The organism is Granulicella sibirica, from assembly GCF_004115155.1.
GTDB classification, from domain to species: domain Bacteria; phylum Acidobacteriota; class Terriglobia; order Terriglobales; family Acidobacteriaceae; genus Edaphobacter; species Edaphobacter sibiricus.
Genome location: NZ_RDSM01000001.1, coordinates 2,317,130 through 2,342,356 on the forward strand (window position 1 = coordinate 2,317,130; position 25,227 = coordinate 2,342,356).

The following is a 25,227-nucleotide window of genomic DNA, read 5'->3' on the forward strand; positions in this document are numbered from 1 at the left end:
AGACAGATCATCCTCCAACGTGCGTTCGATCAACGCGGCGTCCGGCGGTGGCCACCTCTGAAAACCTTCATAAGGCACTCATATCTCCGCGACCCCGGGATAAGCCTCAACCTGTACGCTTGAGGGAAGCCGATTCTCTTAGATTTGCGCCAGCCGCTGAATGTAGGCCTGCAACGTATCCCGCCGGAGCGTATAGCTGACGAACTTACCTTCCTTGCGCGAATCGACGAGGCCGGCCGTTTCTAACTCCTTCATGTGGTGCGAGAGCGTCGCGGCGCTCAGCGGAAACTCGGGCCGGATGGTGCTGCACGGGGTCGAGCCGGGGCACTGGCCGATGGTGTTGAGAATCTCGTGGCGCGTGGGGTCGGCGAGTGCGCGGGAGATAAGACGGAACTGCTCGTCGGTGAGGGTGGGGGTAGGGCCGGTGGCGGTCGGGGTTGCCATGTTTGATGATAGCGCCTTCGCGTTTACGGATTGGCCTCAGGACTGCCGGAGGGAATGGGCGAGTTTGTCCAGCAGAGGCGACTGACTGGGCAGGATGGACTCGGCTGCTTCGGCGAGCGAGAACCACCTCGCACGGTCGACCTCGGGCGTCTCGATCATGCGACCGGAGCGCGGCGGCCATTCCATGGCGAAGGTGTTGCTGACCAGCCTGGCTGGGTCGCAGTCGCCCTCGAAGGCCCACGCCGAGACGAGTTTTCCGCCCGCCTGCTTGATAGTCCCCAGAGGTAAAAAGGGCTCCTGAACGGGAAAGCCGGTCTCTTCTGTGAACTCTCGGATGGCGGCGGCAAGAGGCGCCTCATCGTCGGGGTACTCACCCTTGGGGATTGTCCACGCGCCCTTATCCTTCTTCGCCCAGAACGGTCCGCCGGGATGCACGAGCAGGACCTCGGGGAAGCCCTGCGTGCGGCGGTAGAGGAGGAGGCCCGCACTTCGTTTTGGCATCGGTTTGACCTCTAGGAATGCAGAGCGTCGCGGAGGATCCCGTTGGCCCCGGATAGCCGGGCTTCGGCTGCCGGGCGGTCGAGCTGAAGCTTCCGCATCACAATGGCGGTCTTGACGGATTGGCCGGAGGCTTCGAGCAGGGAGGCGGCGGTGGGCTGATCGCAGTGGGTGGCGGCCATGATGATGCGCTGGGCCCGGTCGACCAGCTTGGCGTTCGTCGGCTTCACGTTCACCATCAGGTTTCCGTAGACGGCTCCGGTGCGGATCATGACCCCCGTCGAGAGCATGTTGAGGACGAGCTTCGTCGCGGTACCGGCCTTCATACGCGTGCTCCCGGTCAAGACCTCGGGGCCGGTAACAGGAGCGATCGTGAGGTCTGCAGAGGCCGAGAGTTCGGAGTTGGCAACGCAGGCCAGGGCAATGGTGAGGGCTCCAAGCGCGCGCGCGTGGGCGAGCGCGCCAAGCACGTAGGGGGTACGTCCGGAGGCGGCAACCCCCACGAGCGTATCTCCGGCGGTAAAGCTTGCGGCGGCCAGATCGGCAGCGCCCTCTTCGGGCGAGTCTTCGGAGTGCTCGGATGACAGACGCAAGGCGCGATCTCCGCCGGCGATAAGCCCTTGCACAAGCTCGGCGGGTACGGAAAATGTCGGAGGGCACTCGCTCGCGTCGAGCACGCCGAGTCGCCCGCTGGTCCCTGCTCCGATGTAGAAGAGACGCCCGCCCTTGAGGAAGCGTTCGGCGATGGCGTCGACGGCCCGCGCGATGACCGGCAGCTCAGCCTGGACGGCTGCGGCGACCTTCGCGTCTTCGTCGTTGATGACTGTGAGCAGCGCGAGAGTGGGCAGCTCGTCGATGTGTTCGGAGGCGGGGTTACGGGACTCGGTCGTGAGGGTGGCGAGCTTTTCGAGATTTGGCATGCCTCTCGATGATAGGGGAGAGATGCCAGGATGCTACACTCTGCGCCATGCGCCGACTCTCGTTCTGCCTCGTTCTGATGTTTGCCTTTGGGATGGTCCGCCCCGCCTTCGCCGACTGCGCGGCGGTGAAAGGGCTGCACGAAGACGGCATGACGATCAACGTCGCCGAGGTCATCACGACGGGCACGGTGAAGCTCCCGTACGGAAGCTCCTACGGCACTCCGGCCACCGGCCTGCCGGCCTTCTGCCGCGTCGCCGGCGTACTGCGGCCCACGCCGGACTCGAACATCAAGTTCGAGGTGTGGATGCCGGTGGCCGCCTGGGGCCAGAGGCTCCTCATAGGCGGCAACGGCGGGTTCGCCGGGACCATCAACTACGACGAGATGGCCGCCGGGCTGAAGCAGGGCTACGCCACCGCGAGCACCGACACCGGCCATGAAGCCGGTGCGGAAGACGCGAGCTGGGCCTACAAGCATCGCGAGAAGGTCGTCGACTACGGCTATCGAGGCCTTCACCTGACGACCGTCGCGGCGAAGAAGATCGTCGCCGCCATGTACGGCAAGCCCGCAGGCCACTCCTACTTCGACGGCTGCTCGAATGGCGGCCGCGAGGCCCTCATGGAGGCGCAGCGCTTCCCGGACGACTTCGACGGCATTCTCGCCGGTGCCCCCGCGAACAACTGGACCATGATGCTCAGCTCGGGCATCGATGCCGGCCAGACGATGCTCCTCAACCCGGCGGCGTACATCTCGTCGATGAAGATTCCGGCGATCACGAAGGCGGCGCTCGACGCCTGCGACAACCTCGATGGCGTAAAGGATGGCATCGTGAGCGAGCCGGCCAAGTGCCACTTCGATCCCGAGGTTCTGCTCTGCAAGGGCGAAGACTCGTTGACCTGTCTGACCGCTCCGCAGGTCGCCGTACTGAAGAAGCTCTATCGCGGAGGCGTGGGCAAGGATGGCAAGCCGATGTTCCCGGGCTTTGTACCCGGTGGCGAGAATCCCGGTTGGGCATCGTGGGTCCTCGGACCCGGCCCGGACGGCGCTTCCGGCCCGCACTACGCGGAAAACTACTTCCGCTACATGGTCACGAGCGATACCAGGTGGTCGCTGCTGGACGCGGATCCCGCCACCGCCCTGCCAATGGCCCGCGAAGCCACCGGCCATGAGATGGACGCGATCGACCCGGACCTCAAGCCCTTTCTCGCGCATGGCAAGCTGATTCTCTACCACGGCTGGAACGACGCAGCCATCTCCCCGTGGAACACCGTTAACTACTGGAAGAGCGTGCGCGAGACCATCGGTGCGGAAACAGAAGACGCGTCGGCGCGGCTCTACATGGTCCCCGGAATGGAGCACTGCGCCGGCGGCGTCGGCCCGAACGCCTTCGGACAGTTGATGCTTCCAGCGGGGAATGGAGCCGGGTCGGGTGCGCTCGACGCGCTCGAAGCCTGGGTCGAGAAGGGAACAGCTCCGGGACCGATCGTGGCGACAAAGTACGCGGGTAAAACCGCGTCCATCTCGCGTCCTCTTTGCCCCTACCCGGCCAGCGGCGTCTACGACGGCAAGGGAGACCCGAGCGTCGTGGCAAGCTTCGCCTGCAAAGTTCAGTAGCGGTCAGGCAAACGAAAGGCGAAGAGCGCTACACTAGGGGCGGAGGTCCGTATGCCCGGCGAACTCGAGATTCCCGAGTATCGAGATGGCTTTCGTCTTGGTCAGGCCGACCGCTTCTCCTTCCTCCACATCGACCTCAACAGCTTCTTCGCCTCCGTCGAGCAGCAATTACACCCCGAGTGGCGCAACCGTCCTCTCGCCGTCGTCCCCACCATGGCCGACACCACCATGTGCATCGCCGCCAGCTACGAGGCCAAGGCGCTCGGCATCAAAACCGGGACGCAGGTCGGCAAGGCCAAGGAGATCTGCCCCGACATCATCCTCGTGGCGGGTTCCCACACCGAGTACGCAAAGTTCTCCCACCGGATCGCCGCGGCGGTCGAGCGTTGCTGCCCGGTAGCCCACACGCCCTCGATCGACGAGATGGTCTGCCAGCTCATCGGTCGCGAGCAGGAGCCACCCAGAGCTCGAAAGATCGCGCTTGAGATCAAGCAGGCCATCAAGGACGACGTGGGCGAGACGCTGCGCTGCTCGATCGGCATGGCCCCGAATCGCTACCTGGCGAAGATCGCCAGCGACATGCAGAAGCCCGACGGTCTCATCGGCCTTCTGCCGTCGCAGTTGCCGCGCGCCATCGCGCATCTCGAGTTGCGCGATCTCCCAGGTGTCGGAGCCAAAACCGAAGTCCGGCTGAACGCAAAGGGGATCCGCACGATGCCGGACCTGCTCGCCCTCGACCGGCAGGGCATGCATCGCCTGTGGGACTCCGTCTGGGGAGATCGCCTCTACCACTGGCTGCGGGGTGCCGACACGGGAGACGACGGCGCACCAGTCGCCCCCGAGGTGCAGAAATCGCTCGGCCACTCGCATGTGCTTGGGCCCGAGCATCGATCTCAGGAAGGCTCATGGGCGGTCGCGCACAAGCTCCTGCATAAGGCGGCGATGCGGCTCCGCATGGAGAAGTTCTACACAGGCTCGATGGCCGTGACGATCAAGTTCGCGCTCACCCGTGAAGAAGCAGCCGCGCTTGGAAAGACGAAGCAGCATACGAGCGGCATCAAGCACTCGGGATGGGCGATGGAGGCGCGCTTCGCCGACTGCCAGGACACGCTCTCGCTTCTCGACGTGCTGCGAAAGCTATGGGCGCAGAGACCGGTCGGCCCGCAGTGTCAGAAGCCGTTCTTCGTCGGGGTGACGCTGCGGGACCTCGTTCCAGAAAGTGAGTTTCAGGCGGGACTGTTCGGAGACCCGGATAACCGGGGGAACTTGTCGTCGACGATGGATAAACTCAACCTGAAGTTCGGCCACACGACAGTTCACTTCGCGGGGATGCTTCCTGCACGCGAGTCGGCTCCCACGCGGATCGCGTTTACGCAGATTCCGGTGCAGTACGGCGTGGAATTTATGTAGAACGGGCCGCAACTAGCGGATAGTGTTGGTCTTTTGCAGTGGCAAGTGGGGGTGGGACTTTCTGCGGATGATGTGAATGTTCGGTGGAACAACGGCGATAAGAATGAGGACGAGTGCGGTGATCTCGGCAGTGTCGAGTGGGCCGTACGAACGCAGGATCTGAATCGCGATGACCTCGCCCAGCAACGTGATGGCGATGACGGCCATGGCGAGTTGAGGAGCCCAGGTGCGTTGATCGAAGGGAAGCATGGGTCACCTGCCAAAATATGATGCATCGAAACTGCCGCTTTCACATCGCCAAAGCCCTGTGCGATGTGAGAGCAGAAGTGTAGGCCCGTGAGAGAGCCTCTGTCTATAACGTTTTAGTGGTAACCGGGACACGCTTGGTTCACTGTGGGCCGGGTGACATGTGTCACCTTACAACCCTGATGGATCGCACTGTTTTCCGTAGCTCGCTGGCCGCAGGATTGTTCTGTCAGCAGCGATGCAGGACAAGGGAGAGCGAGCGATGGCGAGCGTTCAGGCGGTGCAAACGATGGATTCGGTGGATACGGCAGCACGGACGGTGGAGAGCAGCCCCCGCCCCGCGGTAGCGGCGCTTACTGGAGTCACGAAACGGTATGGCGCGATGACCGCGCTCGACGGGATCTCGCTCTCGCTCCGTCCGGGGGAGGTGCTTGCGCTGCTCGGGCCGAACGGCGCGGGGAAGTCGACGTCCATCCGCTGCCTGCTCGGGCTGATCGCGCCCACCTCGGGCACGGCCAGGGTCTTCGGGCAGGATCCGCGAAATGCGTCCGCGCGGGCGCGGATCGGGGCGATGCTTCAGGTCGCGAGAATTCCCGAAGCGATCAAGGTCAAGGAGCACATCGACCTCTTTCGGAGCTACTACCCTCAGCCTCTTCCGGTCGCCGAGATCGTGCGGATCGCCGGGCTCGAGGGCATCGAGGACCGGCAGTTCGGAGCGCTGAGTGGGGGACAGAAGCAGAGGGTGCTCTTCGGACTCGCGGTCGCGGGAGATCCGGACCTGATCTTTCTCGACGAGCCGACGGTCGGCATGGACATCGAGGCGCGGCGCGGCCTATGGGCGCAGATCCGGGCGCTCGCGGCGCGCGGCAAGACCGTGCTGCTGACGACGCACTACCTCGAAGAGGCGGACGCGCTCGCGCATCGGGTCGTGGTGCTGAACAAGGGCCGCGTGGTCTCGGAGGGAACGCCGGCGGAGATCAAGTCGCAGGCCTCGGGCGCGCTCGGCAGAAAGATCCGCTGCCACACCGGGTTGAGCGACGAGACGCTGTGGTCGCTGGACTCGGTGACGGCCGTGGCCCGGCAGGGCGACGTGGTCACGGTGACATCCGTCCGTGCCGAAGCGGTGGTACGCGAGATGCTCCGGCGGGACGAGGGGCTGGCGAATCTCGAGATCACGAGCCCCGCGCTCGAGGATGCGTTCCTCGAAATCACCAAGGGCTAGTCAGCGGATGACAACGGAACAGACGGTTCAGGAGGCGGTTATGAGCGGTTCGGTGATCACGATGCAGGCTCCGGTTGGCAGGATCTTCGTCAAGGAGACGAAGTACGAGTTTCTGAAGCTCTACAGGACACGTTCGTTTTCAGCAGCGATGATCGGGTTTCCCGTGATGTTCTACCTCCTCTTCGGCGTAGCCAACAAGCATGCCTACAACGAAGGTGTTCATATCGCGAAGTACATGCTCGGCGGCTATTCGGTCTTCGGACTGGTGGGCGCGGCGCTCTTCGGCATCGGCGTCGGCCTCGCCAGCGAGCGCGCGGCGGGCTGGCTCGAGGTCAAGCGGGCGAGTCCCATGCCTCCCGCCGCGTACCTCTTCGCCAAGTGCGCCTCGGCGGTTGGTTTCGGGCTGATCATCGTTTCGATCTTGGTCGTCATAGGCCTGACGCTCGGCGGCGTCTCGCTCACGCTAAGTGAATTCGTGCGCATGATGGGTCTTACCGCGGTCGGTTCCGTGACCTTCGCGAGCATGGGCCTTCTGCTTGCACTCGTGGTTCCAGCGAACGCGGCCACAGGCGTCGTCAACCTTGTCTATCTGCCGATGTCGTTCATGAGCGGTCTTTGGATCCCCATCCACATGCTGCCGAAGTGGCTCCAGAGCGTTGCCCCGGTTCTGCCGACCTATCATCTGTCACAGCTGATGTTGCATGTCTTCGGATATGAGGATGCGGCCTCGATGACCAGCCACTGGGCTGGGCTGGCAGGCTTCACCATGGTGATGCTCGGCGCAAGCTGGGTGGTGTTCAGCCGCGCCCAGCAGAATGCATGACGGATCCGGCCCGCGTACACTGCTTGCACGGAGAACCGGGCCGGCCCAACGGCATGTGGGAGATGCGATGTATCAGATCGAGGATCGGACGCGGAATTCGGTGAAGTCCCTTGGCGAGGGACCGCAGAGCAAGCGCGACTACATCTGGCTGGCTTACTCCATCTTCTTCTTTATCGATCCCGTCATGAACCACAACCGCACGTACTGGATCGAAAATATCGTCCTGTACCTGGTGTTTCTCGGCGTGTATGTCGGGTGCATGCAGGCCGTGACGACGCGGACAAGCCTCTACTGGGTGCCCGGTTTCACGATCCTTGGACTCATCGCCTATCCAATCAATGGAGGCGCGTCGAGCTTCTTTGTCTACACTGCCGCGATCCTGCCCATGTGCATCAGTTCGATGCCGCTCGTAGCGGCTCTCCTGATCGGGCAGTCAGGCCTCGTGATCGCCGAGGGAATCTACTTTCACCTCAACTGGCTGAGTATCGGGTCGACGATTGGTTTCATTGCTGTCATCGGCGTCTCGAACTCATTCGTCGGGCAACAGAAACGGGCCGACGCAAAGCTGCGCATGGCCCACGAGGAGATCGAGCAACTTGCCGCGATGGCCGAGCGCGAGCGCATCGCCCGCGATCTGCACGACGTGCTCGGGCATACGCTCTCGGTTGTGGTGCTCAAAGCCGAGCTCGCTGGCAGGCTCCTGAAAGATGGGCCATCGCAGGATGTTGCAAGAGCCATGCGCGAGATCGGCGACGTCGAAGCGACAGGGCGTACTGCGCTGAAAGAGGTCCGCGAGGCCATCGGCGGATACCGGTCGCAGGGTCTCGCTGCCGAACTCGAACTCGCAAGGCGGACGCTCGATGCGGCAGGCGTTGCCCTGCGCTGCGAGGCAAAGGCCGCAAAGGAAATGACGGTCACGCAGGAGACCGTGTTGTCGCTCGCGGTGCGGGAGGCGGTGACGAACATCGTGCGCCACGCGGAGGCTTCGGTCTGCCGCGTAAGCCTCGCCACCGAAGGCGGCTTTCATGCGCTGAAGGTAGAAGACGATGGCACGCACAAGGTCGAACGCGAAGGGAACGGCTTGCGCGGAATGCGGGAGCGTGTGGACGCCCTTGGCGGCGTGTTCCTGCTCGAGAGCGGGAAAGGCACTCGTCTGATGATCCGGCTGCCCATTGTTGAGGCGGCGCGATGATCCGGGTCGTCGTCGCGGAGGATCAGGGGATGGTGCTCGGTGCCCTAGCCGCCCTGCTGGAGCTCGAGGCGGACATCAAGGTAGTGGCGTGCGCGGCCGATGGCAAGGCGGCGTTGGACGCTGTCTTCAAGCTGAAGCCCGACGTGCTCGTGACCGATATCGAGATGCCGAAGATGACGGGGCTCGAAGTCGCGGCGCAGATCCGGACATCGCATCCTGCAGTAAAAACGGTAATCCTTACGACCTTCGCCAGGCCCGGCTACCTGCGCCGGGCACTCGACGCAGGTGCGCGAGGTTACCTCTTGAAGGACCGCCCCGCGGCGGAACTGGCGGATGCCGTGCGACGCGTACATCTCGGCCTGCGCGTCGTCGATCCCGCCCTGGCAACCGAAGCCTGGAGTTCGGAGGCGGACCCGCTCACGGATCGCGAGAGGCAGATCCTCCAGCGTGCCGGAGACGGTCGGGCCACGGCCGAGATAGCCGGGGAGCTGCGCCTGTCCGAGGGCACGGTGCGCAACTACCTCTCCGAGGCCATTGCGAAACTCGGAGCCTCGAACCGGGTAGACGCGGCGCGGATCGCCCGCGCCAAGGGATGGCTGTAAAGCGTTTGTTTCCCGAATGTTGGACGACGGTTTTCCCGCTCGGCGCATCTCACCGACACAGAGGTGATGGGCCAGATGAAGAGTTCAAAGGTTTCAGGTTCGGTTCGCGTAGCGCTGGTTTGCGGCGCAGCGCTCATGGGTGCCGCAGGCTGTAAGAAGACCGCGGATAACACGATCAACTACAAGAGTGCGTTGAACACGTATTACTCGTCGCACCCGGCCTGCCTGTGGTCGGAGGAAAAGAAGTTGCCGGCGCAGGAAGATACGTCCGACACGACCAAGACCGCTCCCTATGATGCGCTGGTCGATCAGGGCCTGCTCGTCAGAACCACGGATGAAAAGAAGAAGCTTCTTGTGCTCTCGAAGCAGGTGACCAACTACGACCTCTCCGACAAGGGCCGCTCATCCTGGACGGCGGACCCGAACCAGCCGGGCTACGGAAACTTCTGCTACGGCCACCGCACAGTCTCCTCGATCGACTCGGCCACACCAACCACCGACCAGCCGGGAGCGACGACCCAGGTCAGCTATCACTACGGCTTCACCGACGCCCCGGGCTGGGCCACCGCACCCGAAACGCAGACAGCTTTCCCAAGCGTTCAGGCGAACCTCGCCTCCGGACAAACCGGCTCGGCTACGCTCACCAACACGACGAACGGATGGGCCGTGACCAGCGCCGCGGGCGGACCCAGGGCCGCGACGCCAGCCGACGGCAAGATCGTCGAGTAACTCCACAGGAAAACACAATGGCCCGGCAGACTATCCGCCGGGCCATCCCCATTTTCGATAGACACAAGCCTACTGCCAGAGATCGACAGCCTCCTCCGCTTCGCTCTCCTGATCACCCGGCCCCATCGCCGCAAGCACGCGCGAATAAGGCTGCATCTCGTACTCCTCCGGCGGAGTCGCCTTGGCGAGATAGTGAACAAAATAATCCCACCGCCGCCGTGTCATGTACTGCGTAGCGACGCCGTATCCATGAGCTGCATTCGGAATCATCAGCAAGTCAAAATCCTTGTTCGCCTTGATCAGCGCATCGACCAGCAGCAGCGTGTTATTCGGCGGCACGTTGTCGTCGAACGTCCCGTGGGCCAGCAGCAGGTGCCCCTTGAGATTCTTGGCAGTATTCTCATTCGCCTGGCTGTCGTAATTACTCGTCCCATCAGGGTTCTTCACTTCCAGCCCCGACCACTTCTCGGCCCAGTCATCTTCATAGTCGCGGTTGTCGTGATTGCCGGACTCGGCAATCCCCACGGAGAAGAAATCAGGAAAGTGGAACATGGCCGCCGCCGTAGCATTGCCCCCACCCGAGTGCCCATAGATCCCCGTGCGGCTGAGGTCGATGAACGGATAACGCGCCGCAAGATCCTTCATCCCCGAAACCTGGTCGGGAATCGTGTTATCGCCCATGTCGCCGTAGTAGGCCTCATGAAAGGACTTCGAGCGCCACGGAGTCCCGGTCCCATCAATGCACACCACCACGAACCCAAGTTCCGCAAGCGACTGCATATCCCCATGCGCCGCGGCAAAGCCACGCCCACCGCACGAGCCCGTCTGCGGCCCCGGATAAACATGGTTGATGATCGGATACTTCCGCCCGACCTCAAGCCTCGAGGGCTTGAACATGAATCCATAAAGATCGGTTTTGCCATCGCGCGCCTTGACCGTAATAGGAGTAGGAGCGGCCCAGCCCGAGCCAACCAGCTTGCTGATGTCCTGCTGCGCCAGCGGCAGAACTATCTTCCCCGCATTATCCCGAAGCACCGCGATCTGCGGCCGGGTTACGGTCGAATACACGTCAACAAAGTACTTCCCATCCGGCGATGGCGTAACCGCATGATCGCCATCCTCGGGCGTCAGCAGCTTCTGGTTCTTCCCATCGAACCCGATGCTGTAGTACGCCGAAAAGTAAGGATCGCGCCCCTTCTCCTTACCCACCCCGAGAAAGTAAATCACCCGCGCCTTCTCGTCGACATGCAGCACCTGCGTGACGTTCCCCTCGCCGGTGGTTATCTGGTTCTTGAGCTTGCCAGTGGTCAGGTCATACAGATACATCTGCCCCCAGTTATCCCGTTCGGAGAACCAGAGAAACTCGTTCGTCTTCGGCAGATACTTCCAGTTCACCCGCCCATTGCCGCTCTCGAAGAACTTGGGGACGGTCTCGGTATACACCTCGCGAATATCTCCGCTGTCGATGTTTGCGACACGCAGCCACTCCTGCTTATGGTCGCGCGAAGTCGAAACGAACGCGAGCGACTTCGAATCATCGGCCCAGATCACATCGTCCCACCCAGACCCGCCGCGGCAGGAGATGTCGTCACAAAGAGTGGAGCGATGCTGGTCGGCCGGCATCTTGAAACGCACGACCTTCTTCGTCGGCACATCGACCACCACCCGCTCGATCATCGTGACATCCTTGTCGCCGACCAGTGGATACTTCCACGCTTCGAGCGTAGGGTGCGAGTTATTCGTCGAGACGAGATACATCTCACCCGTCTTGCGTTGGTCCTGCTGGAACGTCGCGATCTTCGTCGAATCCGGCGACCAGACCAGAATGGGGTTATCCGAGTGGGTCCATCCGGCATTGTCGGTGGCGTAGCCAAAGTCCTTGACGCCGTCCGTGGTGAGCTGCGTCTCGTCCCCCGTAGCCACGTCCCGGATCCAGAGGTTCTGGTCACGAATAAATGCCTGCTTCTTCTTATCCGGCGAAACCTCGGCTGCCGCCCGCCCTCGTCCAGCCGCAGGACGAGCAGCCATCTGCGCGTTCCCTCCCGACTGTGTCGAACTCTGTCCTGCCGCCGGCTGGTTCGGCTTGCCAGCAGGCTTCTCCGGGACAGGTGCGACAGGGGTACAAGTTCCAGCCTCCGAGAGATCGCACCGCATCTTGACTCCCGCTCCCAGGCCAACCGTGAAGGTCTGCCCAGCTTCCGGGGTGAACTCGCTGATCGGAAGATGATGTGCATCGAGCGTGCGCGGAGCAGCCATGCCCGGCGGCGGCGTGACCGTCTTCATCGCTGTGTTCAAAGCCGCGGCCAGCTTGGCGTGATCGAAGGCAGGGCCCTTGGTAGCCTTCGCCGGATCGACCAGGACGATCGTCAGCCCATCCGGACCGTTATCCCGATACCAGAAGCGGTTATCCGGCAGAAACGTAGGCGTGCCGAACGTATGGAAGACCAGTGGATTCACCTCGTACGACATGAACCGCTCGGCGTTCCGGTAGTCATCGCGGGTAAGTGTGCGGGTCTGCGCGGCGAGCGGAAGAGCGACCGCCATGGCGGCGAGGACGAGCGTGCGGTGCGAGGGCATGAATCTCTCCTGAAGGTTGCGGGAAAAGCGGGGAAGACCGCGTAACTCTCAGACTATTTGGCGTCCGGTTGGGAGTCCAGCAAGGCGGCCCCAATCCATCGCGTCGATGCCTGCGTCATGCTATCGTGAGTCCAAACCAAACAAGCCAGCGATCCCCACGCGGCAGGGCCACGTTCTAGATCCCACCAGGTGTCGGAGAGTCCATGGCAACCGAAACGCCCATCAAGCTTCCCGCGACGCGTCGCATCTACCGCCCGGTCAACCGCACCTTCGAGCGTGTCTTCTTCGGCGGCATGGCCATCCTGCTCTGCGTCATCGTCTTCGTCGGCTTCTCCGCTACCTACTTCCGCGCCGGCATGATCCACGCGCCGCTTCCCGCACCCATCCTCCACATCCACGGAGCCGCCTTCACCCTCTGGATGGTCCTCTTCCTTATCCAGGCAGCCCTTATCTCGGCAAAGCGCGTCCAGTGGCACCGCTCCCTCGGCACCGTGGCCTTCTGCCTCCCGCCTATCATGGTGGTCCTCGGCTTCATCGCCGCCGTCGACGCCCTCCACCGCGGCGTCCACATCGGCCCACTCGACCCCGCCGTCTCCGCTGCTACCCCGCTGCTCGGCATCACCACGTTCGCAGGCATCATCTACGCCTCCTGGCGCACCCGCCGCCAGCCCGACTCCCACAAGCGCCTCATCCTCCTCGCCACCATCGGACTCGTCGACGCCGCCCTGGGCCGCTTCCCCTGGAGCCGCATGCACTTCTCCCCCGCCGCCGGAGCCGTCACAGGCCTCGGCATCCTCGTCCTGATGGTGATTGCCTACGACCTCATCTCCCTCCACCGCCTCCACCGCTCGACGATGTGGGCCGCCCCCCTCACCTTCGCCGTCGGCGCATTAGCCGTCCCCATCGGCATGACCCCCGCCTGGCATCACCTCGCAGCCTTCCTCGACCGAACCATAGGCCCCCACATCTAGCAACGCCGTTGCTTCTGCCGTTGCCCTTCTGGTTGCATCCCGGAAGTGAATCCGCGTCTGCCGTTGCCTGTTCCACCGCAGACGGCCACAACATGGGATCTAGTTCATCCACCGCTTGTCATTCGGATCGCGCCGCTCATCCGGATCGACGTACCGGCCTTCCGCGTCGAAGTGCACCTCGCGGTTCTGCTTCCGCATGTAAACCTCGAACTTCTTCGCCGCGTTCCTGCGCTTGCGCCGGTAGAACTCGTTCCGGATCGCGTAGAGCCGTTCCGAAAGATTGAAGCTCGTTCCGCCCAGGAAGCCGCGCCTCGGAGCCACGCGCATGTAGGCATAGCCCACCAGCGCGCCGGTGAGGCAGGTGAGCGCGCCAAAGCGGTCAGGGCCAAGCAGCAGGATCGCCAGGTAGTAAAGAACGTACAGCGCGACGAGGTACTTCACCTTCATTGTGAAGATGAAGTTGAACCGGATCGACTCCTCGCCCGAAACCGTCGCGAACGCGATCAGAAGCGCCATGATCGGAGCCCACGGGCCGACGGTCATGACGGCCCCGTCGAGGCGCAGAAACCCGAAATAGGCCAGAAGAGACGCAATCAGGCCGCCCACGGCAGCCGTCAACACGTAAAACTCGATCAGCCAGTTGCTTCCGTAGCGATCTTCCAGCGTCGATCCGAAGAACCACAGCGTCAGCATCGAGAAGAGCGTTCCCAGGATCCCGGTTGGCAGAAACTCGTACGTCAGCACCTGCCACACCTGCCCATGCAACAGGTTCGCCGGAATCAAGGCGAACAGAAACATCAACCTCGACGAAAGCCCCGGGGCAGCCAATCCAAGCAGCGCAAATCCAAAAAAGACAGCCAGCGTAGCGAGGATGAGCTTGCGCGTCGACCCGGAGAAAGGTGGAAATGTCATCGTGATGGGGCCGGAGCGAGCCATAGGTACATGTATTTCACCACATGCGCCTCAACCCTGGCCCAATCCGGCTTGGATTGGGCCGGCAACCCCAAGCCACCATGGGAAAAGATCCCACATCCATCCTTTCGAGGCGGGAATGGTGCATGATGAGAAAGTCTTCCGGCGCACACAAGCACCGGAAATTCACGCTCAAGTAAGGAGGCCGATATGGCTCTGCTCTGTCCGGAATGCGAAAGTCCGATCATCATCGACGTGGATGAGGTGGAAGAAGGCGAGACCATCCCCTGCGAGGAGTGCGGGACCGATCTGGAGATCGTCTCGCTCGACCCCCTGAAAGTCGCGGTCGTCGACGACTCCGGCTATGACGACCCGGAAGAGTCCGTCTTCCACGGCGACGAGGAAGAAGACGAGTAGCCCGTCTGCAATCGCCGTATACTGAAAGACATGCGCTCCTCTGACCACGCCGGCTTCTCTTCCCGTCCCGCTCGGCCCAGGCGATTCGGCCTCGTACGCACCGCATGCGGATTTGCGTTGGCAGTCAGCCTGGCCGGAACCGTCGCCGTTTCGACGTCCCCGGCATCGCTCTTCGCGCAGACCCGCGGGCCGGTGCAGCGCGTCGTGCAGGGCAGGGTATTGAGCAAGTCCGACGCCCCGCTCAAAGGCGCCATCGTCTACCTCAAGGACGACCACTCCCTCGCCGTCAAGAGCTACATCGCCGACGACTCGGGCGGCTACCGCTTCGGCCAGCTCTCCTCCAACAGCGACTACGAGGTCTGGGCCGAGATCAACGGCAAGAAGAGCTCCACCAAGACCATCAGCTCCTTCGACAGCAAAAACCTCTTCTCCATCGACCTCAAGATCGACACCGGAAGCTAGCCTCCCGCACATCGACTTCCTCGAAAGGGCAGGCCAACGGCCTGCCCTTCGTGCATCCTGCCCAGAAACCCGCGTCAAAGCCGCCCACGACACCGTAAAATGGAGGAACGTCAGCACGCACAAGGAAAGATCCCCATGAGCATTGGTTCCACCACAGTTTTGATGGCGCAGATGGAGCAGGCCGCGGCCAACGCAGGCCTCGTCGTCGCGGCCACCGAGCCCGGCGTCGACTTCTCCGGCAATCCCACGACGAAGTTCACCATCGCCCTCGCCGCCGACCCCTCCAAGGCCTTCGGCATCGAGCTCACCGAGCGCTTCGAGTTCGGCCGCCCCGACCTCCACGCCGAGGTCAAGCTCTTCCTCGCCGAAGCCGCCCAGCGCCTCCGCAACCCACGCCCCGACGTCTACCTCACCCTCACCGGCCTGCCCCTGAGCTTCGGTAAGTTCGCCTGGCCCTTCCACCACTCCAGCTCCGGAGCCGACACCTCCCTCGTCCACGGCGAGATCAAGCTCGAAGACGGCGAGAACAGCCCGCTCCACGCCAAGATATCCGCTTCCATGACCGTCACCTTCGCCGAGGTTGTCGCTGCCATGGAACAGCCCTTCGCCGAGGGCTTCATCTACAACGCCATCCGCAAGACGATGGACCAGGGCCAGCTTGAGCTCGTCAAGAGCGGCAACCGCCAGCCCGTCCCCATCACCACCCGCTACTACAGCATGAAGCAGAAGAAGTTCGTCTTCAACGACACCACCGAAGCCCAGCGCCGCGAGTTCCTCGCCGGCAAGGTCTACTGGCTCTCCGGCGTCCTCGGCGCAGGCCAGCCCGTGTGGCTCCTTGACCCCCGCGACGCGCAGTACCTCAACACCACCGTCAGCGATCTCAAGCAGTCCGTCACCGCGCTCGTCTCCGAAGGCCTCATCACCCTCGCCCCGGACGCCGAGTACGCCATCCCCACCGAGAAGCTCATGGGCAACCGCGCCCAGTACGAGGTCGATATGGCGGATGCGCTCGCCTTCATCAAGCCCACGTTCAACGAAGAGATGCGCGGCGGCCACACCAACATGTAGTCAACCCGCACTCCGCAGCAACGTTGTTCGCAACACGCAGACGCCGTATGGGTTCACTTACCTGTACGGCGTCTCTGCTTTTGGGTCGCCAGGTCATACCTTCCCCGCATGTTCTGTATGCGACGGACAACAGAACTCTCCGAGCCGCCATCGGACAACAAATGGGGCGGACAACACGCCTGAACGTGAAAGGTCGACACTATGAGATTCACACGGTTTGCAGCACCGCTCCTCGCACTTGCGTTGATTGGAACCACAGGCGCTCTCACGGCACAGCAGGGCTACGGACCTCCGGGACCACCTCCCGGCCAGGGCGGATGGGACGCACCTCCCGGTGAATTCCGCCAGTACCAGCGAATCGGATTCCAGGACGGGATCAATGGCGCTCATAAGGACATGGAGAATCATCGCCGGCCGAACGTCAACAACCGCGATGAGTTCCGTCACCCAAGCGTCCCCCGCGAGGTTCGCGACGACTACCGTGTAGGCTTCCGCCGCGGTTACGACGCCGCCTGGCAGCATGGTGGTGGATTCGGACCGCCCCCGCCGCGCCCGTACTAACGCGCTGTCCTCCCCGGAGAACTGAGTAGAATCGGCCTGTGTGGACGCAAGTCCCGCAGGCCTTCTGCTTTATCCGTGGAGTGTGTGCGTGAAAAAGTTACAATTCCCCAACGTCGCTCTGGGTGCGGCATCGCGAGCCCTGTTCGCTGCTCTGGCTCTTCTGGCTCCGTCAGCGGCACACGCTCAAACGCCAGCTCAAAGCCCCATCGAAGCACCAGCCGACATCACCCCCACACCCGGCGCGGCCCCCATGCCGCGGGCCGCGGAGCCGGATCTCCCCGGCATCACCCGCCGCGACATTGACAACGTAGCCGTCACCCTCCCCGGCAGGCACCTCGACCGCGGCATAGAAGCCGGCCCCCTCCTCCTCCACGACTTCGACTTCGACGGCACCCCCGTCCCCACCAGCAAGCTCCACTTCCACGAACTCTCCTCCGGCGTCCTCGAAATCCGCTCCCTCGCCTCCGTCACCGGCATCTGGCGTTTCCACATCCGCGACGCCGCCAACTACTACGGCCTAGGCGAGCGCTTCAACGACCTCAACCACGCCCACACCATCATCCGCAATTACTCCCAGGACAACGGAGCATCGAAAGGGGCTTCCACCTACAAGCCCATGCCGTTCTTCATGAGCACCACCGGCTACGGCCTCTGGGTAGACACCACCGCCGAAGCCACCTTCGACATGAACGCCTCCTCCAACGAGGACATCATCGTCGACGTCACCGGCAACCGCTTCCGCGTGGTCGTCTTCCTCGGCCCACAGTTCCCATCCATCCTCGAACACTTCACCGCCCTCGCCGGCCGGGCCGTCCTCCCTCCCTACTGGGCCTTCGCCCCCTGGAAGTCCCGCGACGTCCACCAGAACGACGCCGAAGTCCGCGAAGATATTGACCGCATGCGCTTCCTCGGCCTTCCCGCCAGCGTCATCCTCATCGACTCGCCCTGGGCAAGCGCCTACAACACCTACAAGTTCAACCCCAAACAATTCACCGACGCCCCCGCCATGGTCAAGCACCTCCACGAGCAGGGCTACAAGCTCGTCCTCTGGCACACCTCCTGGATCAACTCCAGGTCCGACACACCGCACGAGCCCGGCTTCGCCGATAAGATCCCGCCCATGGCGGAAAACTACGCCGAAGCCGCCGAAAAGGGCTACTTCGTCAGGAACGAAAACAACACCCCTTGGGTGGGCCGCTGGTGGAAGGGAGAAGGCTCCCTCATCGACTTCACCAATCCCCAGGCCAAGCACTGGTGGCAGGACCAGCTCCGCCAGGCCATCGCTGCCGGAGCCGACGGCTTCAAGGACGACGACGCCGAAGGCAACTTCGTCGCCGACGTAAAGTTCTCCGACGGCTCCGACCCCCGCGTCATGCGCAACCGCTACGCCGTCCTCTACAACAACGCTGTCGAAGAGCTCATCCAGAAGGACCTCAAGGGCAACGGCGTCCTCTTTGCCCGCTCCGTCACCCAGGGAGCCAACGGCATCGGCTTCCTCTGGGGCGGCGACAACGAAGCCAGCTTCTCGCCCGAAAACGGCCTTCCCACCGTCGTCACCGCCGGCTTAGGCGCTGGCCTCAGCGGCATGCCCCTCTGGGCCAGCGACCTCGGCGGCTACCTCGGCACCCCCGACACCCCCAACGCCCAACTCCTCATGCGCTGGACCGAGTACTCCGCCTTCTCCCCGGTCATGGAAGTCATGTCCACGGCAAACATCAGCCCCTGGAATTTTGATTCCAAGCCCCTTGATTCCAAGCCCCTTGATTCCAAGCCCCTTGATTCCAAGGACGGCGGCACCAGGGCCCTCGACGCCTACCGCAAATATTCCATCCTCCACATGTCCCTCTTCCCCTACCGCTACGCCGCCGCTCAGGAGGCGGCGAAAACGGGCATGCCCCTCATGCGCGCCCTCGTTCTCAACAACCAGGACGACCCCCAGGCCCGTATCCGCAAGGACGAATATCTCTTCGGCCCCGACATGCTCGTAGCCCCAGTCATCGACCAGAACCTCTCCCGCCCCGTCTACCTGCCCACCAACGGGGACCCCAACCTCACCTGGCTCAACTACTGGACTGGAGCCGCAACCAGGGGCGGCTCGACCCTCATAGCCGACGCTCCCCTCGACGTCATCCCCGTCTACATCCGTGCCGGAGCCATCATCCCCAAAATCCCCGAAGACGTCATGACCCTCGTCCCCACCACCGAGAGCAACAACAAAACCATCAAAACTCTTGACGAACGCCGCGTCTACGAAATCATCGGAAGCTCATCTTCGGACGCGGTCACGAAGGACTTCGAAGCCCGCGAACTCACCCACACCGGCAACACCCTCAAAATCACCGGCGAGAAGAACGCCCACATCCTCCTCCGCTGGAAATTTACGAGTATCCACTCCGCCACCCTCAACGGCTCCCCCCTCACCCTCCAGCCCGGAGCCATCGCCGAGTTCGACTACACCGGCACCCCCGCCACCATAGCCTGGCAATAACCAGCCACCGCCATTGCCGTTCTGGTTGTCATTCCCGTAGGGAATCTGCGTTTGCCTTGTCGTTGGCCGTCGAGCCGGGTTGCCCCACCTTCGGCGAAAGCCTCATCGTCGACTAAGGTGGGAGCAGCCAGCCCGCTGTCTTTGCCGTTCTGGTTGTCATTCCCGTAGGGAATCTGCGTTTGCCTTGTCATTGGCCGTCGAGCCGGGGTGCCCCACCTTCGCCGACAGCCTCATCGTCGACTAAGGTGGGAGCAGCCAGCCCGCTGTCTTTGCCGTTCTGGTTGTCATTCCCGTAGGGAATCTGCGTTTGCCTTGTCGTTGGCCGTCGAGCCGGGTGCCCCGCCTTCGCCGACAGCCTCATCGTCGGCTAAGGTGGGAGCCCAAACCGCCCAAGGTCGCCGCAAGCGAAACTATTTTTCGCGTATTTCCAGCCAAATTCACATGTCAAGCCCCAAAGCAACGTAAACATCACATTCTAAAGAGAAAAGTGCATGTCCTTTTAGTTCCGGTGCGTTCTCTACAATTAAAAGCAGAGGGAAAACAAAAACCGCTCCCCCAGGGGAGAAGCGGTTTCCCTGCTCCAGATTGACACTTCCGAAACTCAGCATCGTAATGAGAGAACCCGCTAAGTCCAATCATTACTAATATTTGCGGCTAAATCCTTTATAATGAAATATTTACAGGGGAAAGACTGCCGCATAGTATTGACAACAAAAGCGTTACGCCCAGGCAATGGGGAGGGGGGTACCCCCCTTCGAGCCCGTCAGATAGAAGCCACAGGCATGCTGCCATTCTGCACCGGCATTCCCGGACCAGCAAGAATGTGTGACGAAATCAGGGAAGCAATCGCCACGTTGTACTCGCGCACACGGGCCGGCATGAAGAACGCCTCGATCCACCCAAGGAAGCAGGGAATGCCCGTCCACGAAAGCAGGAGATACGTGAGCCCAAGCCCGTTCCGTCCGAGATAGAAGTGATGGATCCCGAAGCTGCCAAGAAACACAGCAAACAACACGCCCGCGATCTCATCCTTGCGCGCGCGTTCGTACTCGGCATAGAACCACGCCTTCTGCTGCTCGTTCATCCGCGCTGTGTACACACTATCGGGATAGATCATCACGTTCCCCTCTCACTCGGCTCTGAACCATCTGGCCCTGAAAGATATACGCATTCCCTGTCACGATGTTCCCGGCTCAGCGGCGCTTGAGGCCGAGCAGGCTCAGGAAGAAGCTGCCGAAGATCGCCTCGACTCCAAGCATGAAGCAGGTCGCCGAAGGCAGCGTCAACCGCAGCATCCGCGTAGCCGAAAGATCCCCAAAACCCGCGAGTCTCCAGAGATGCACAGCATATCCGAGGATGCCGAAGCCGGCCAGCACAAGCAATGCTCCGAAGATCAAACCTACTTCAAGCGTAATGAACTTGAAGAGCCTCTCGAACTTCGGATCTTCCGGCAGAAAACCCTCGAGCGTTCCAAACACCTTCGCACTCACCGCGAACACCGAGATATGCGCTCCAACCATCACCGCACCAAGCGAGTAGGTCAACGTATCGACATCAAGCGTCCAACGCCCGACTCGCTGAGCATGCGGCAGCAGCCAGATCGAAACCAGCGCTCCAAGAAAGAAGATCGCCACCCCAGGATTGAAGAACAGCCATCGCGGACTGTAGAGCAGGAGAAACCGCAGATGTCGCCAGCCATCCCGCCACGTCTTCAAATGTGGAGCTCGCGACCGCCCATCCGGCGAGAGCGTCGTTGGAACCTCCGAGATCCTCATCTTCGCCAGCGAAGCCTTCACGATCATCTCGCTCGCGAACTCCATCCCGATCGTCCGCAGCCCAAGCCCAAGCATCGCGTCCCGCCGAAAAGCCCGCAGCCCACAATGAAAGTCCCGCACCGGAATCCCGAAGAAAAGCCTTCCCACGAAGCTCAGAACCGGATTTCCAAGATATCGATGCAGCGCAGGCATCGCGCCAGCCTCGATCGTTCCCGAGAAACGATTGCCCATCACGAGATCATCTCCAGCTTCAAGCTTCGGCAGAAAGCGAGGAAGATGGTCGAAGTGATAACTAGCGTCAGCATCCGCCATCATCACGTACTTCCCACGAGCCGCCTCGATCCCAGCCATCAGCGCCGCGCCATAACCTCGGATCGGAACATCCACCACGCGCGCTCCGAGCCCAAGCGCGATCGCCTGCGAGCCATCTGTACTTCCGTTATCCGCGACGAGCACCTCGCCCGAAACGCCGCTGTCCGAAAGCGCTGTCATCGCCTGAGTGACGCAGAATGCCAGCGTCTCAGCCTCGTTCAGACAAGGCATCAGGATCGTCAGCGTCAGCTCTTCCATATAGCGTGATGCTACCAAAGCGATCTAGTCTTCATCACTCATCGAGGGCGCATGTCCAACCTTCGCAGGCTTGGTCTGCGCTCCCGAAGGAAGGTTCAACGGCAGCGCATACAGATGCGACTCACCCAACTGCTGCCACCCTTCCGTCGCCGCCGTTCGCCCCGTCATCCGAGCCTCGTTGAAGTACCCAACAAGCACCTTGTCTCCCTGACGCCGAACCGTCTCGATCGCCTCCGCCCGGTTCGGCATCGCCTCCAGATATCCATCCGCAGGCCCATCCGGAGCATAGATCTCCGTAAGGATCCTCACTCCAGCCACGCGAGCCCAGTATTGGTCATACAAACATCCACGCCAGCCGATACAAGCCACCGAATCTCCAGGCTTCACGCCTAACTGGTTCAATCCCTTGACCGCTTCGACCGTCTCCGGATGCACCCAACCTGCGCTCAGGTGTTTGACCGACTCCTGTCTTCGCATCTCGGCCAGCTTACGCAGCGACTCCATCGGCTCCATCACGGCGAAGATCAGGATCATCGCTCCCGCCAACGCCCTGATCCTCCCATTCCTTAGCATGGCAAAGAGCGTCAACACAATGGCCAGATAGCCAACGGTGACGTAGCGCTCCTCGACGTTAACTGTCCCATAGATCGCCCAAATCACCACTCCAAGCCCGAGCGGCACAACCCAGAAGGCATCCGCCCCAGATCTCCAGTTGAAGGACAGTCCAGCTCCGAGCGCCACGAAAAGCGCGAGCAGCACGACTGGCTCGGGATGGTTGAGAACATATCGAAAGACAAGCACCACATTCCGCGACCCTCGGCGAATCTCACCCTTGATCGCGGTCTTCGGCTTGATCTGATCATTAAAGAACGTCGTATCGAACCAGTCCGGATAAGTTCCGTACGGAAGCTGTGCATAGCTGTAGATCCCCGGAGACTCCATGAGCTGTTTCTCGGGATGCTTGAGCTTTACCTCCGCCGCGCCGAACTTCTCGGTCTGCCACGGCTCGAGGTGCATCTTCTCCGTTCCGCCGACATACCAGGCGTAGTTCAGCGCACCCGATTCGCCGAAGTTGAACCGGCCCTTCTGCCTCGAGAGCGCCGTTACATAAGGCCCAGCCACGACGGCGAAGCAGACTAGAGCGACTGTACCGGAGAGAAGGGCTCGTGCTGCTGGTGTTTCCTGCCACCACCAGCGGAATGCAATCAACACGGCGATGCAGATCAGACCGAACAGGAAGGCAAAGGATTTTGTTAGATAGGCAAGGCCAAGGGCAAAGCCCATGAGACCCGTATAGCGGACGAGACCCGTTCGCAGGTGCGTCAGCAGGGATGACATGGCGAACAGAAGAAGCGCCTGTAGGAGCGCGTCTGGTCGCACTTTGCCGAGAGACAGCTCGCGCTGACTGGCGACCACAAGAAGGCCGAGGCCGAGGTACCGAAGCTCGGTCTTGCCGAGTAGGAAGTCGCCGGTAGTACGCAGTGCCGCAATGGCATCGGTGAAGCAGACGATTGCGACCATCTGCAGAAGGAAGATGGCGAAGTTCACCAGGTAGTAGGCATGCAGTTCGTTCTCCCGCGTCGAATGGAACAGCACGCGTCCAAGCGTGAGACAGGCTGGATAAAGCGGATGCCAGTAGCCGTTTACGACGCCCGCCCAGATATGGCCGCGAATGAGCTCGCCGATGTCCATGTAGGCGACGGCGTCTCCGTCGATCTGAAAAGGGTCGTAGAGAGCGTAGCCGAACGTGATCGCGGCCACCAGCAGGCAATATGCCGGAAAGAACCTCGGCATCAAACGCTGGAGCGCCCCACTATCCGCTGCGTCCCCTTCTTCTACCAAGGCCAAATCCGTTCTCCTCCACGGATGATCGCAGAAATAGACGACAAACTCCTTAAACACATTGGGGACGCAACCCGAAAGGCTACGTCCCCGATGTGCGTCCTACGATCTTCTAGACGTCTTTGACGCCATCTACAAAGGCCTTCAGCTTGCGGCTGCGGCTTGGATGACGCAGCTTGCGGAGAGCCTTGGCTTCAATCTGCCGGATCCGCTCACGCGTAACCTGGAAGCTCTGGCCGACCTCTTCGAGTGTGTGCTCCGAACCGTCCTCGAGGCCGAAGCGCATCTTGATCACACGCTCTTCCCGCGGAGTCAGTGTGCGCAGAACCTGCGACGTGTACTCCTTCAGGTTGACCGAGATCACCGCGTCCGACGGCGAAACCGCCATGCGATCCTCGATGAAGTCGCCAAGATGCGAGTCTTCCTCTTCACCGATCGGCGTCTCGAGCGAGATGGGCTCCTGCGCGATCTTGAGGACCTTCCGGACCTTCGCGACAGGAATATCCATACGGCGTGCGATCTCTTCAGACGATGCCTCGCGGCCAAGCTCCTGCACCAGTTGACGCGAGGTGCGGATGAGCTTGTTGATCGTCTCGATCATGTGGACCGGGATACGGATCGTGCGGGCCTGGTCAGCGATGGCGCGGGTGATGGCCTGCCGGATCCACCACGTGGCGTAGGTCGAGAACTTGTACCCACGGCGATACTCGAACTTGTCCACGGCCTTCATCAGGCCGATGTTGCCTTCCTGGATTAGGTCGAGGAACTGCAGACCGCGGTTGGTGTACTTCTTCGCGATCGAAACGACGAGACGGAGGTTGGCTTCGATCAGCTCGCGCTTCGCCTTCTCGGCGTCCATGTCGCCCTGGATCATCTCGCGCTGCGTGCGCTTGAGGTCGATGAGAGAGATGCCGGCGTCGCGCTCGACGTGCTCGAGATCGGTGCGGCAGTTCTTCTGCTGGCGCTTGTATTCCTTCTTCAGCTCTTCCGACTTCGACGCCTCGAACTTCGCCTCGAGCGACTTGATCTGGCGCTCCAGCGTCCGCATCGCGTCGACCGTCTTGTTGACCTTGTCGAGCAGGCGCTTTTTCTCGCCGTTCGTGTACTTCAGCTCGCGAACGACGCGGTTGATGTACACGTGCTCGCGGCCGATGAGCCAGCGAAGCTTCCTCTGATCCTTGACCTTCTGCTTCGTGTCCTTCGTGGTCGGCGTCTCGATCTTCTCTTCGAGCTGCGCGGCCTTCTTCTGGTGCTTCACGATCACTTCGATCCGGCTGACCGTCTGCCGGACGCGTGCCTGAAGGATCTCTTCCGTGAGCTCTTCCTCGTCGAAGGTGACCACTTCCTTGATGTTCCGGACGCCGCGCCGCAGATCCTCGCCCAGGCCCACGATCTCCCGGATTACGATCGGCGAACGCGAGATCGCCTTCATGACGCGGATCTGGCCACGCTCGATGCGCTTGGCGATCTCGACCTCGCCCTCACGGGTGAGCAGCGGAACCGTACCCATCTCGCGCAGATACATGCGAACCGGGTCATTGGTCTTCTCGAGCGTACCTGGGGAGAGATCCAGCTCGACGTCGTCTGATTCTTCGCCCGCCTCCGGCTCGTACTTATCACGATCCGAGCCCATGCGGGATTCGCCCGAAAGCACGTCAATGCCCTGCGTGTTGATCGTTGTCAACAGGTCATCGAGGTCGTCCGGAGAGGTGATATCGCCCGGCAGCAGGTCGTTGACTTCCCCATAGGTGAGGTAGCCCTTCTCCTTGCCGGTGTCGATCAGCTTGTCTAAATCGTCTTCGTACTTATCTATCTCGTCAGCCACAGTGGGGTACTCGCTTCATTACTAAAAATTTTGCGGGAGGACCGTCTCATCGCTGTGAAA

The 25,227-nt window shown here is 61.9% G+C and carries 23 protein-coding genes; 13 read left to right on the forward strand and 10 right to left on the reverse strand.

Going from position 1 to position 25,227, the window contains the following annotated elements; translation table 11 throughout:
- Positions 1 to 138: 138 nt before the first annotated feature.
- Genes GRAN_RS09650 through murQ form a run of 3 tightly spaced genes read right to left on the reverse strand, consistent with a single transcriptional unit; the run spans position 139 to position 1,862 of the window.
- On the reverse strand, positions 139 to 444 hold the full coding sequence (locus tag GRAN_RS09650; protein ID WP_128912668.1) for an ArsR/SmtB family transcription factor: 306 nt from the start codon (positions 442 to 444) through the stop codon (positions 139 to 141).
- A 36-nt stretch (positions 445 to 480) separates the two neighbouring features.
- Positions 481 to 945 (reverse strand): NUDIX hydrolase, encoded by a 465-nt coding sequence (locus tag GRAN_RS09655; protein WP_128912669.1) that lies wholly within the window; start codon positions 943 to 945, stop codon positions 481 to 483.
- Positions 946 to 956: 11 nt separating this feature from the next.
- Entirely contained in the window at positions 957 to 1,862 is a 906-nt protein-coding gene (murQ, locus tag GRAN_RS09660) for an N-acetylmuramic acid 6-phosphate etherase (RefSeq protein WP_128912670.1), read from the reverse strand.
- 47 nt (positions 1,863 to 1,909) lie between these two features.
- Between murQ and GRAN_RS09665 the strand changes: the two genes are divergently transcribed.
- Both GRAN_RS09665 and GRAN_RS09670 read left to right on the forward strand, forming a co-directional pair.
- Positions 1,910 to 3,475 (forward strand): tannase/feruloyl esterase family alpha/beta hydrolase, encoded by a 1,566-nt coding sequence (locus GRAN_RS09665; RefSeq protein ID WP_161570916.1) that lies wholly within the window; start codon positions 1,910 to 1,912, stop codon positions 3,473 to 3,475.
- 51 nt (positions 3,476 to 3,526) lie between these two features.
- Positions 3,527 to 4,885: a Y-family DNA polymerase gene (locus GRAN_RS09670; protein ID WP_128912672.1), complete on the forward strand. Its 1,359-nt coding sequence runs from the start codon at positions 3,527 to 3,529 to the stop codon at positions 4,883 to 4,885.
- A gap of 12 nt (positions 4,886 to 4,897) precedes the next feature.
- Here the strand turns inward: GRAN_RS09670 and GRAN_RS09675 are convergent, their stop codons facing one another.
- Entirely contained in the window at positions 4,898 to 5,134 is a 237-nt protein-coding gene (locus GRAN_RS09675; RefSeq protein ID WP_128912673.1) for a hypothetical protein, read from the reverse strand.
- Positions 5,135 to 5,393: 259 nt separating this feature from the next.
- Between GRAN_RS09675 and GRAN_RS09680 the strand changes: the two genes are divergently transcribed.
- The 5 genes from GRAN_RS09680 (at position 5,394) to GRAN_RS09700 (ending at position 9,699) form a co-directional block, all read left to right on the forward strand.
- A complete protein-coding gene (locus GRAN_RS09680) occupies positions 5,394 to 6,353 on the forward strand; it encodes an ABC transporter ATP-binding protein (protein WP_241654436.1) in 960 nt (319 codons plus the stop codon).
- A 40-nt stretch (positions 6,354 to 6,393) separates the two neighbouring features.
- Positions 6,394 to 7,176: an ABC transporter permease gene (locus GRAN_RS09685; protein WP_128912674.1), complete on the forward strand. Its 783-nt coding sequence runs from the start codon at positions 6,394 to 6,396 to the stop codon at positions 7,174 to 7,176.
- Between the two features lie 67 nt (positions 7,177 to 7,243).
- Positions 7,244 to 8,368, forward strand: coding sequence for a sensor histidine kinase (locus GRAN_RS09690; protein ID WP_161570917.1), 1,125 nt, complete (start codon positions 7,244 to 7,246; stop codon positions 8,366 to 8,368).
- Positions 8,365 to 8,970 (forward strand): response regulator transcription factor, encoded by a 606-nt coding sequence (locus GRAN_RS09695; protein ID WP_128912676.1) that lies wholly within the window; start codon positions 8,365 to 8,367, stop codon positions 8,968 to 8,970. Before GRAN_RS09690 ends, GRAN_RS09695 begins: the two co-directional genes overlap by 4 nt.
- Positions 8,971 to 9,045: 75 nt before the next feature.
- On the forward strand, positions 9,046 to 9,699 hold the full coding sequence (locus GRAN_RS09700; protein WP_241654437.1) for a hypothetical protein: 654 nt from the start codon (positions 9,046 to 9,048) through the stop codon (positions 9,697 to 9,699).
- A gap of 69 nt (positions 9,700 to 9,768) precedes the next feature.
- Here the strand turns inward: GRAN_RS09700 and GRAN_RS09705 are convergent, their stop codons facing one another.
- Entirely contained in the window at positions 9,769 to 12,276 is a 2,508-nt protein-coding gene (locus tag GRAN_RS09705; RefSeq protein WP_192897988.1) for a S9 family peptidase, read from the reverse strand.
- A gap of 203 nt (positions 12,277 to 12,479) precedes the next feature.
- Here GRAN_RS09705 and GRAN_RS09710 point away from each other — a divergent pair, with 203 nt between their 5' ends.
- Entirely contained in the window at positions 12,480 to 13,247 is a 768-nt protein-coding gene (locus GRAN_RS09710) for a hypothetical protein (RefSeq protein WP_128912677.1), read from the forward strand.
- A gap of 99 nt (positions 13,248 to 13,346) precedes the next feature.
- Here GRAN_RS09710 and GRAN_RS09715 read toward each other — a convergent pair whose 3' ends face one another.
- Positions 13,347 to 14,183: a rhomboid family intramembrane serine protease gene (locus tag GRAN_RS09715; protein WP_128912678.1), complete on the reverse strand. Its 837-nt coding sequence runs from the start codon at positions 14,181 to 14,183 to the stop codon at positions 13,347 to 13,349.
- 186 nt (positions 14,184 to 14,369) lie between these two features.
- Here GRAN_RS09715 and GRAN_RS09720 point away from each other — a divergent pair, with 186 nt between their 5' ends.
- The 5 genes from GRAN_RS09720 (at position 14,370) to GRAN_RS09740 (ending at position 19,155) form a co-directional block, all read left to right on the forward strand.
- Positions 14,370 to 14,576, forward strand: coding sequence for a hypothetical protein (locus GRAN_RS09720; protein WP_128912679.1), 207 nt, complete (start codon positions 14,370 to 14,372; stop codon positions 14,574 to 14,576).
- 117 nt (positions 14,577 to 14,693) lie between these two features.
- Positions 14,694 to 15,038 carry a carboxypeptidase-like regulatory domain-containing protein gene (locus GRAN_RS09725; protein WP_241654438.1) on the forward strand — a complete coding sequence of 115 codons (345 nt, stop codon included), beginning with the start codon at positions 14,694 to 14,696 and terminating at the stop codon, positions 15,036 to 15,038.
- A 135-nt stretch (positions 15,039 to 15,173) separates the two neighbouring features.
- Positions 15,174 to 16,106 carry a hypothetical protein gene (locus GRAN_RS09730; protein WP_128912681.1) on the forward strand — a complete coding sequence of 311 codons (933 nt, stop codon included), beginning with the start codon at positions 15,174 to 15,176 and terminating at the stop codon, positions 16,104 to 16,106.
- A gap of 201 nt (positions 16,107 to 16,307) precedes the next feature.
- Positions 16,308 to 16,667, forward strand: a complete 360-nt coding sequence (locus GRAN_RS09735) for a hypothetical protein (protein ID WP_128912682.1) — start codon at positions 16,308 to 16,310, stop codon at positions 16,665 to 16,667.
- Positions 16,668 to 16,755: 88 nt separating this feature from the next.
- Positions 16,756 to 19,155 (forward strand): TIM-barrel domain-containing protein, encoded by a 2,400-nt coding sequence (locus GRAN_RS09740; protein ID WP_241654439.1) that lies wholly within the window; start codon positions 16,756 to 16,758, stop codon positions 19,153 to 19,155.
- Between the two features lie 763 nt (positions 19,156 to 19,918).
- On the opposite strand, the gene GRAN_RS09745 is transcribed toward GRAN_RS09740, so the two are convergent.
- From GRAN_RS09745 to rpoD, 4 genes are all read right to left on the reverse strand, one after another.
- Positions 19,919 to 20,272, reverse strand: coding sequence for a TM2 domain-containing protein (locus tag GRAN_RS09745; protein WP_206662729.1), 354 nt, complete (start codon positions 20,270 to 20,272; stop codon positions 19,919 to 19,921).
- Positions 20,273 to 20,348: 76 nt separating this feature from the next.
- Entirely contained in the window at positions 20,349 to 21,518 is a 1,170-nt protein-coding gene (locus GRAN_RS09750) for a glycosyltransferase family 2 protein (RefSeq protein ID WP_206662730.1), read from the reverse strand.
- A gap of 6 nt (positions 21,519 to 21,524) precedes the next feature.
- Positions 21,525 to 23,348: a glycosyltransferase family protein gene (locus GRAN_RS09755; RefSeq protein WP_128912683.1), complete on the reverse strand. Its 1,824-nt coding sequence runs from the start codon at positions 23,346 to 23,348 to the stop codon at positions 21,525 to 21,527.
- Positions 23,349 to 23,454: 106 nt separating this feature from the next.
- Positions 23,455 to 25,167 carry an RNA polymerase sigma factor RpoD gene (rpoD, locus tag GRAN_RS09760; protein ID WP_128912684.1) on the reverse strand — a complete coding sequence of 571 codons (1,713 nt, stop codon included), beginning with the start codon at positions 25,165 to 25,167 and terminating at the stop codon, positions 23,455 to 23,457.
- Positions 25,168 to 25,227: the final 60 nt, after the last annotated feature.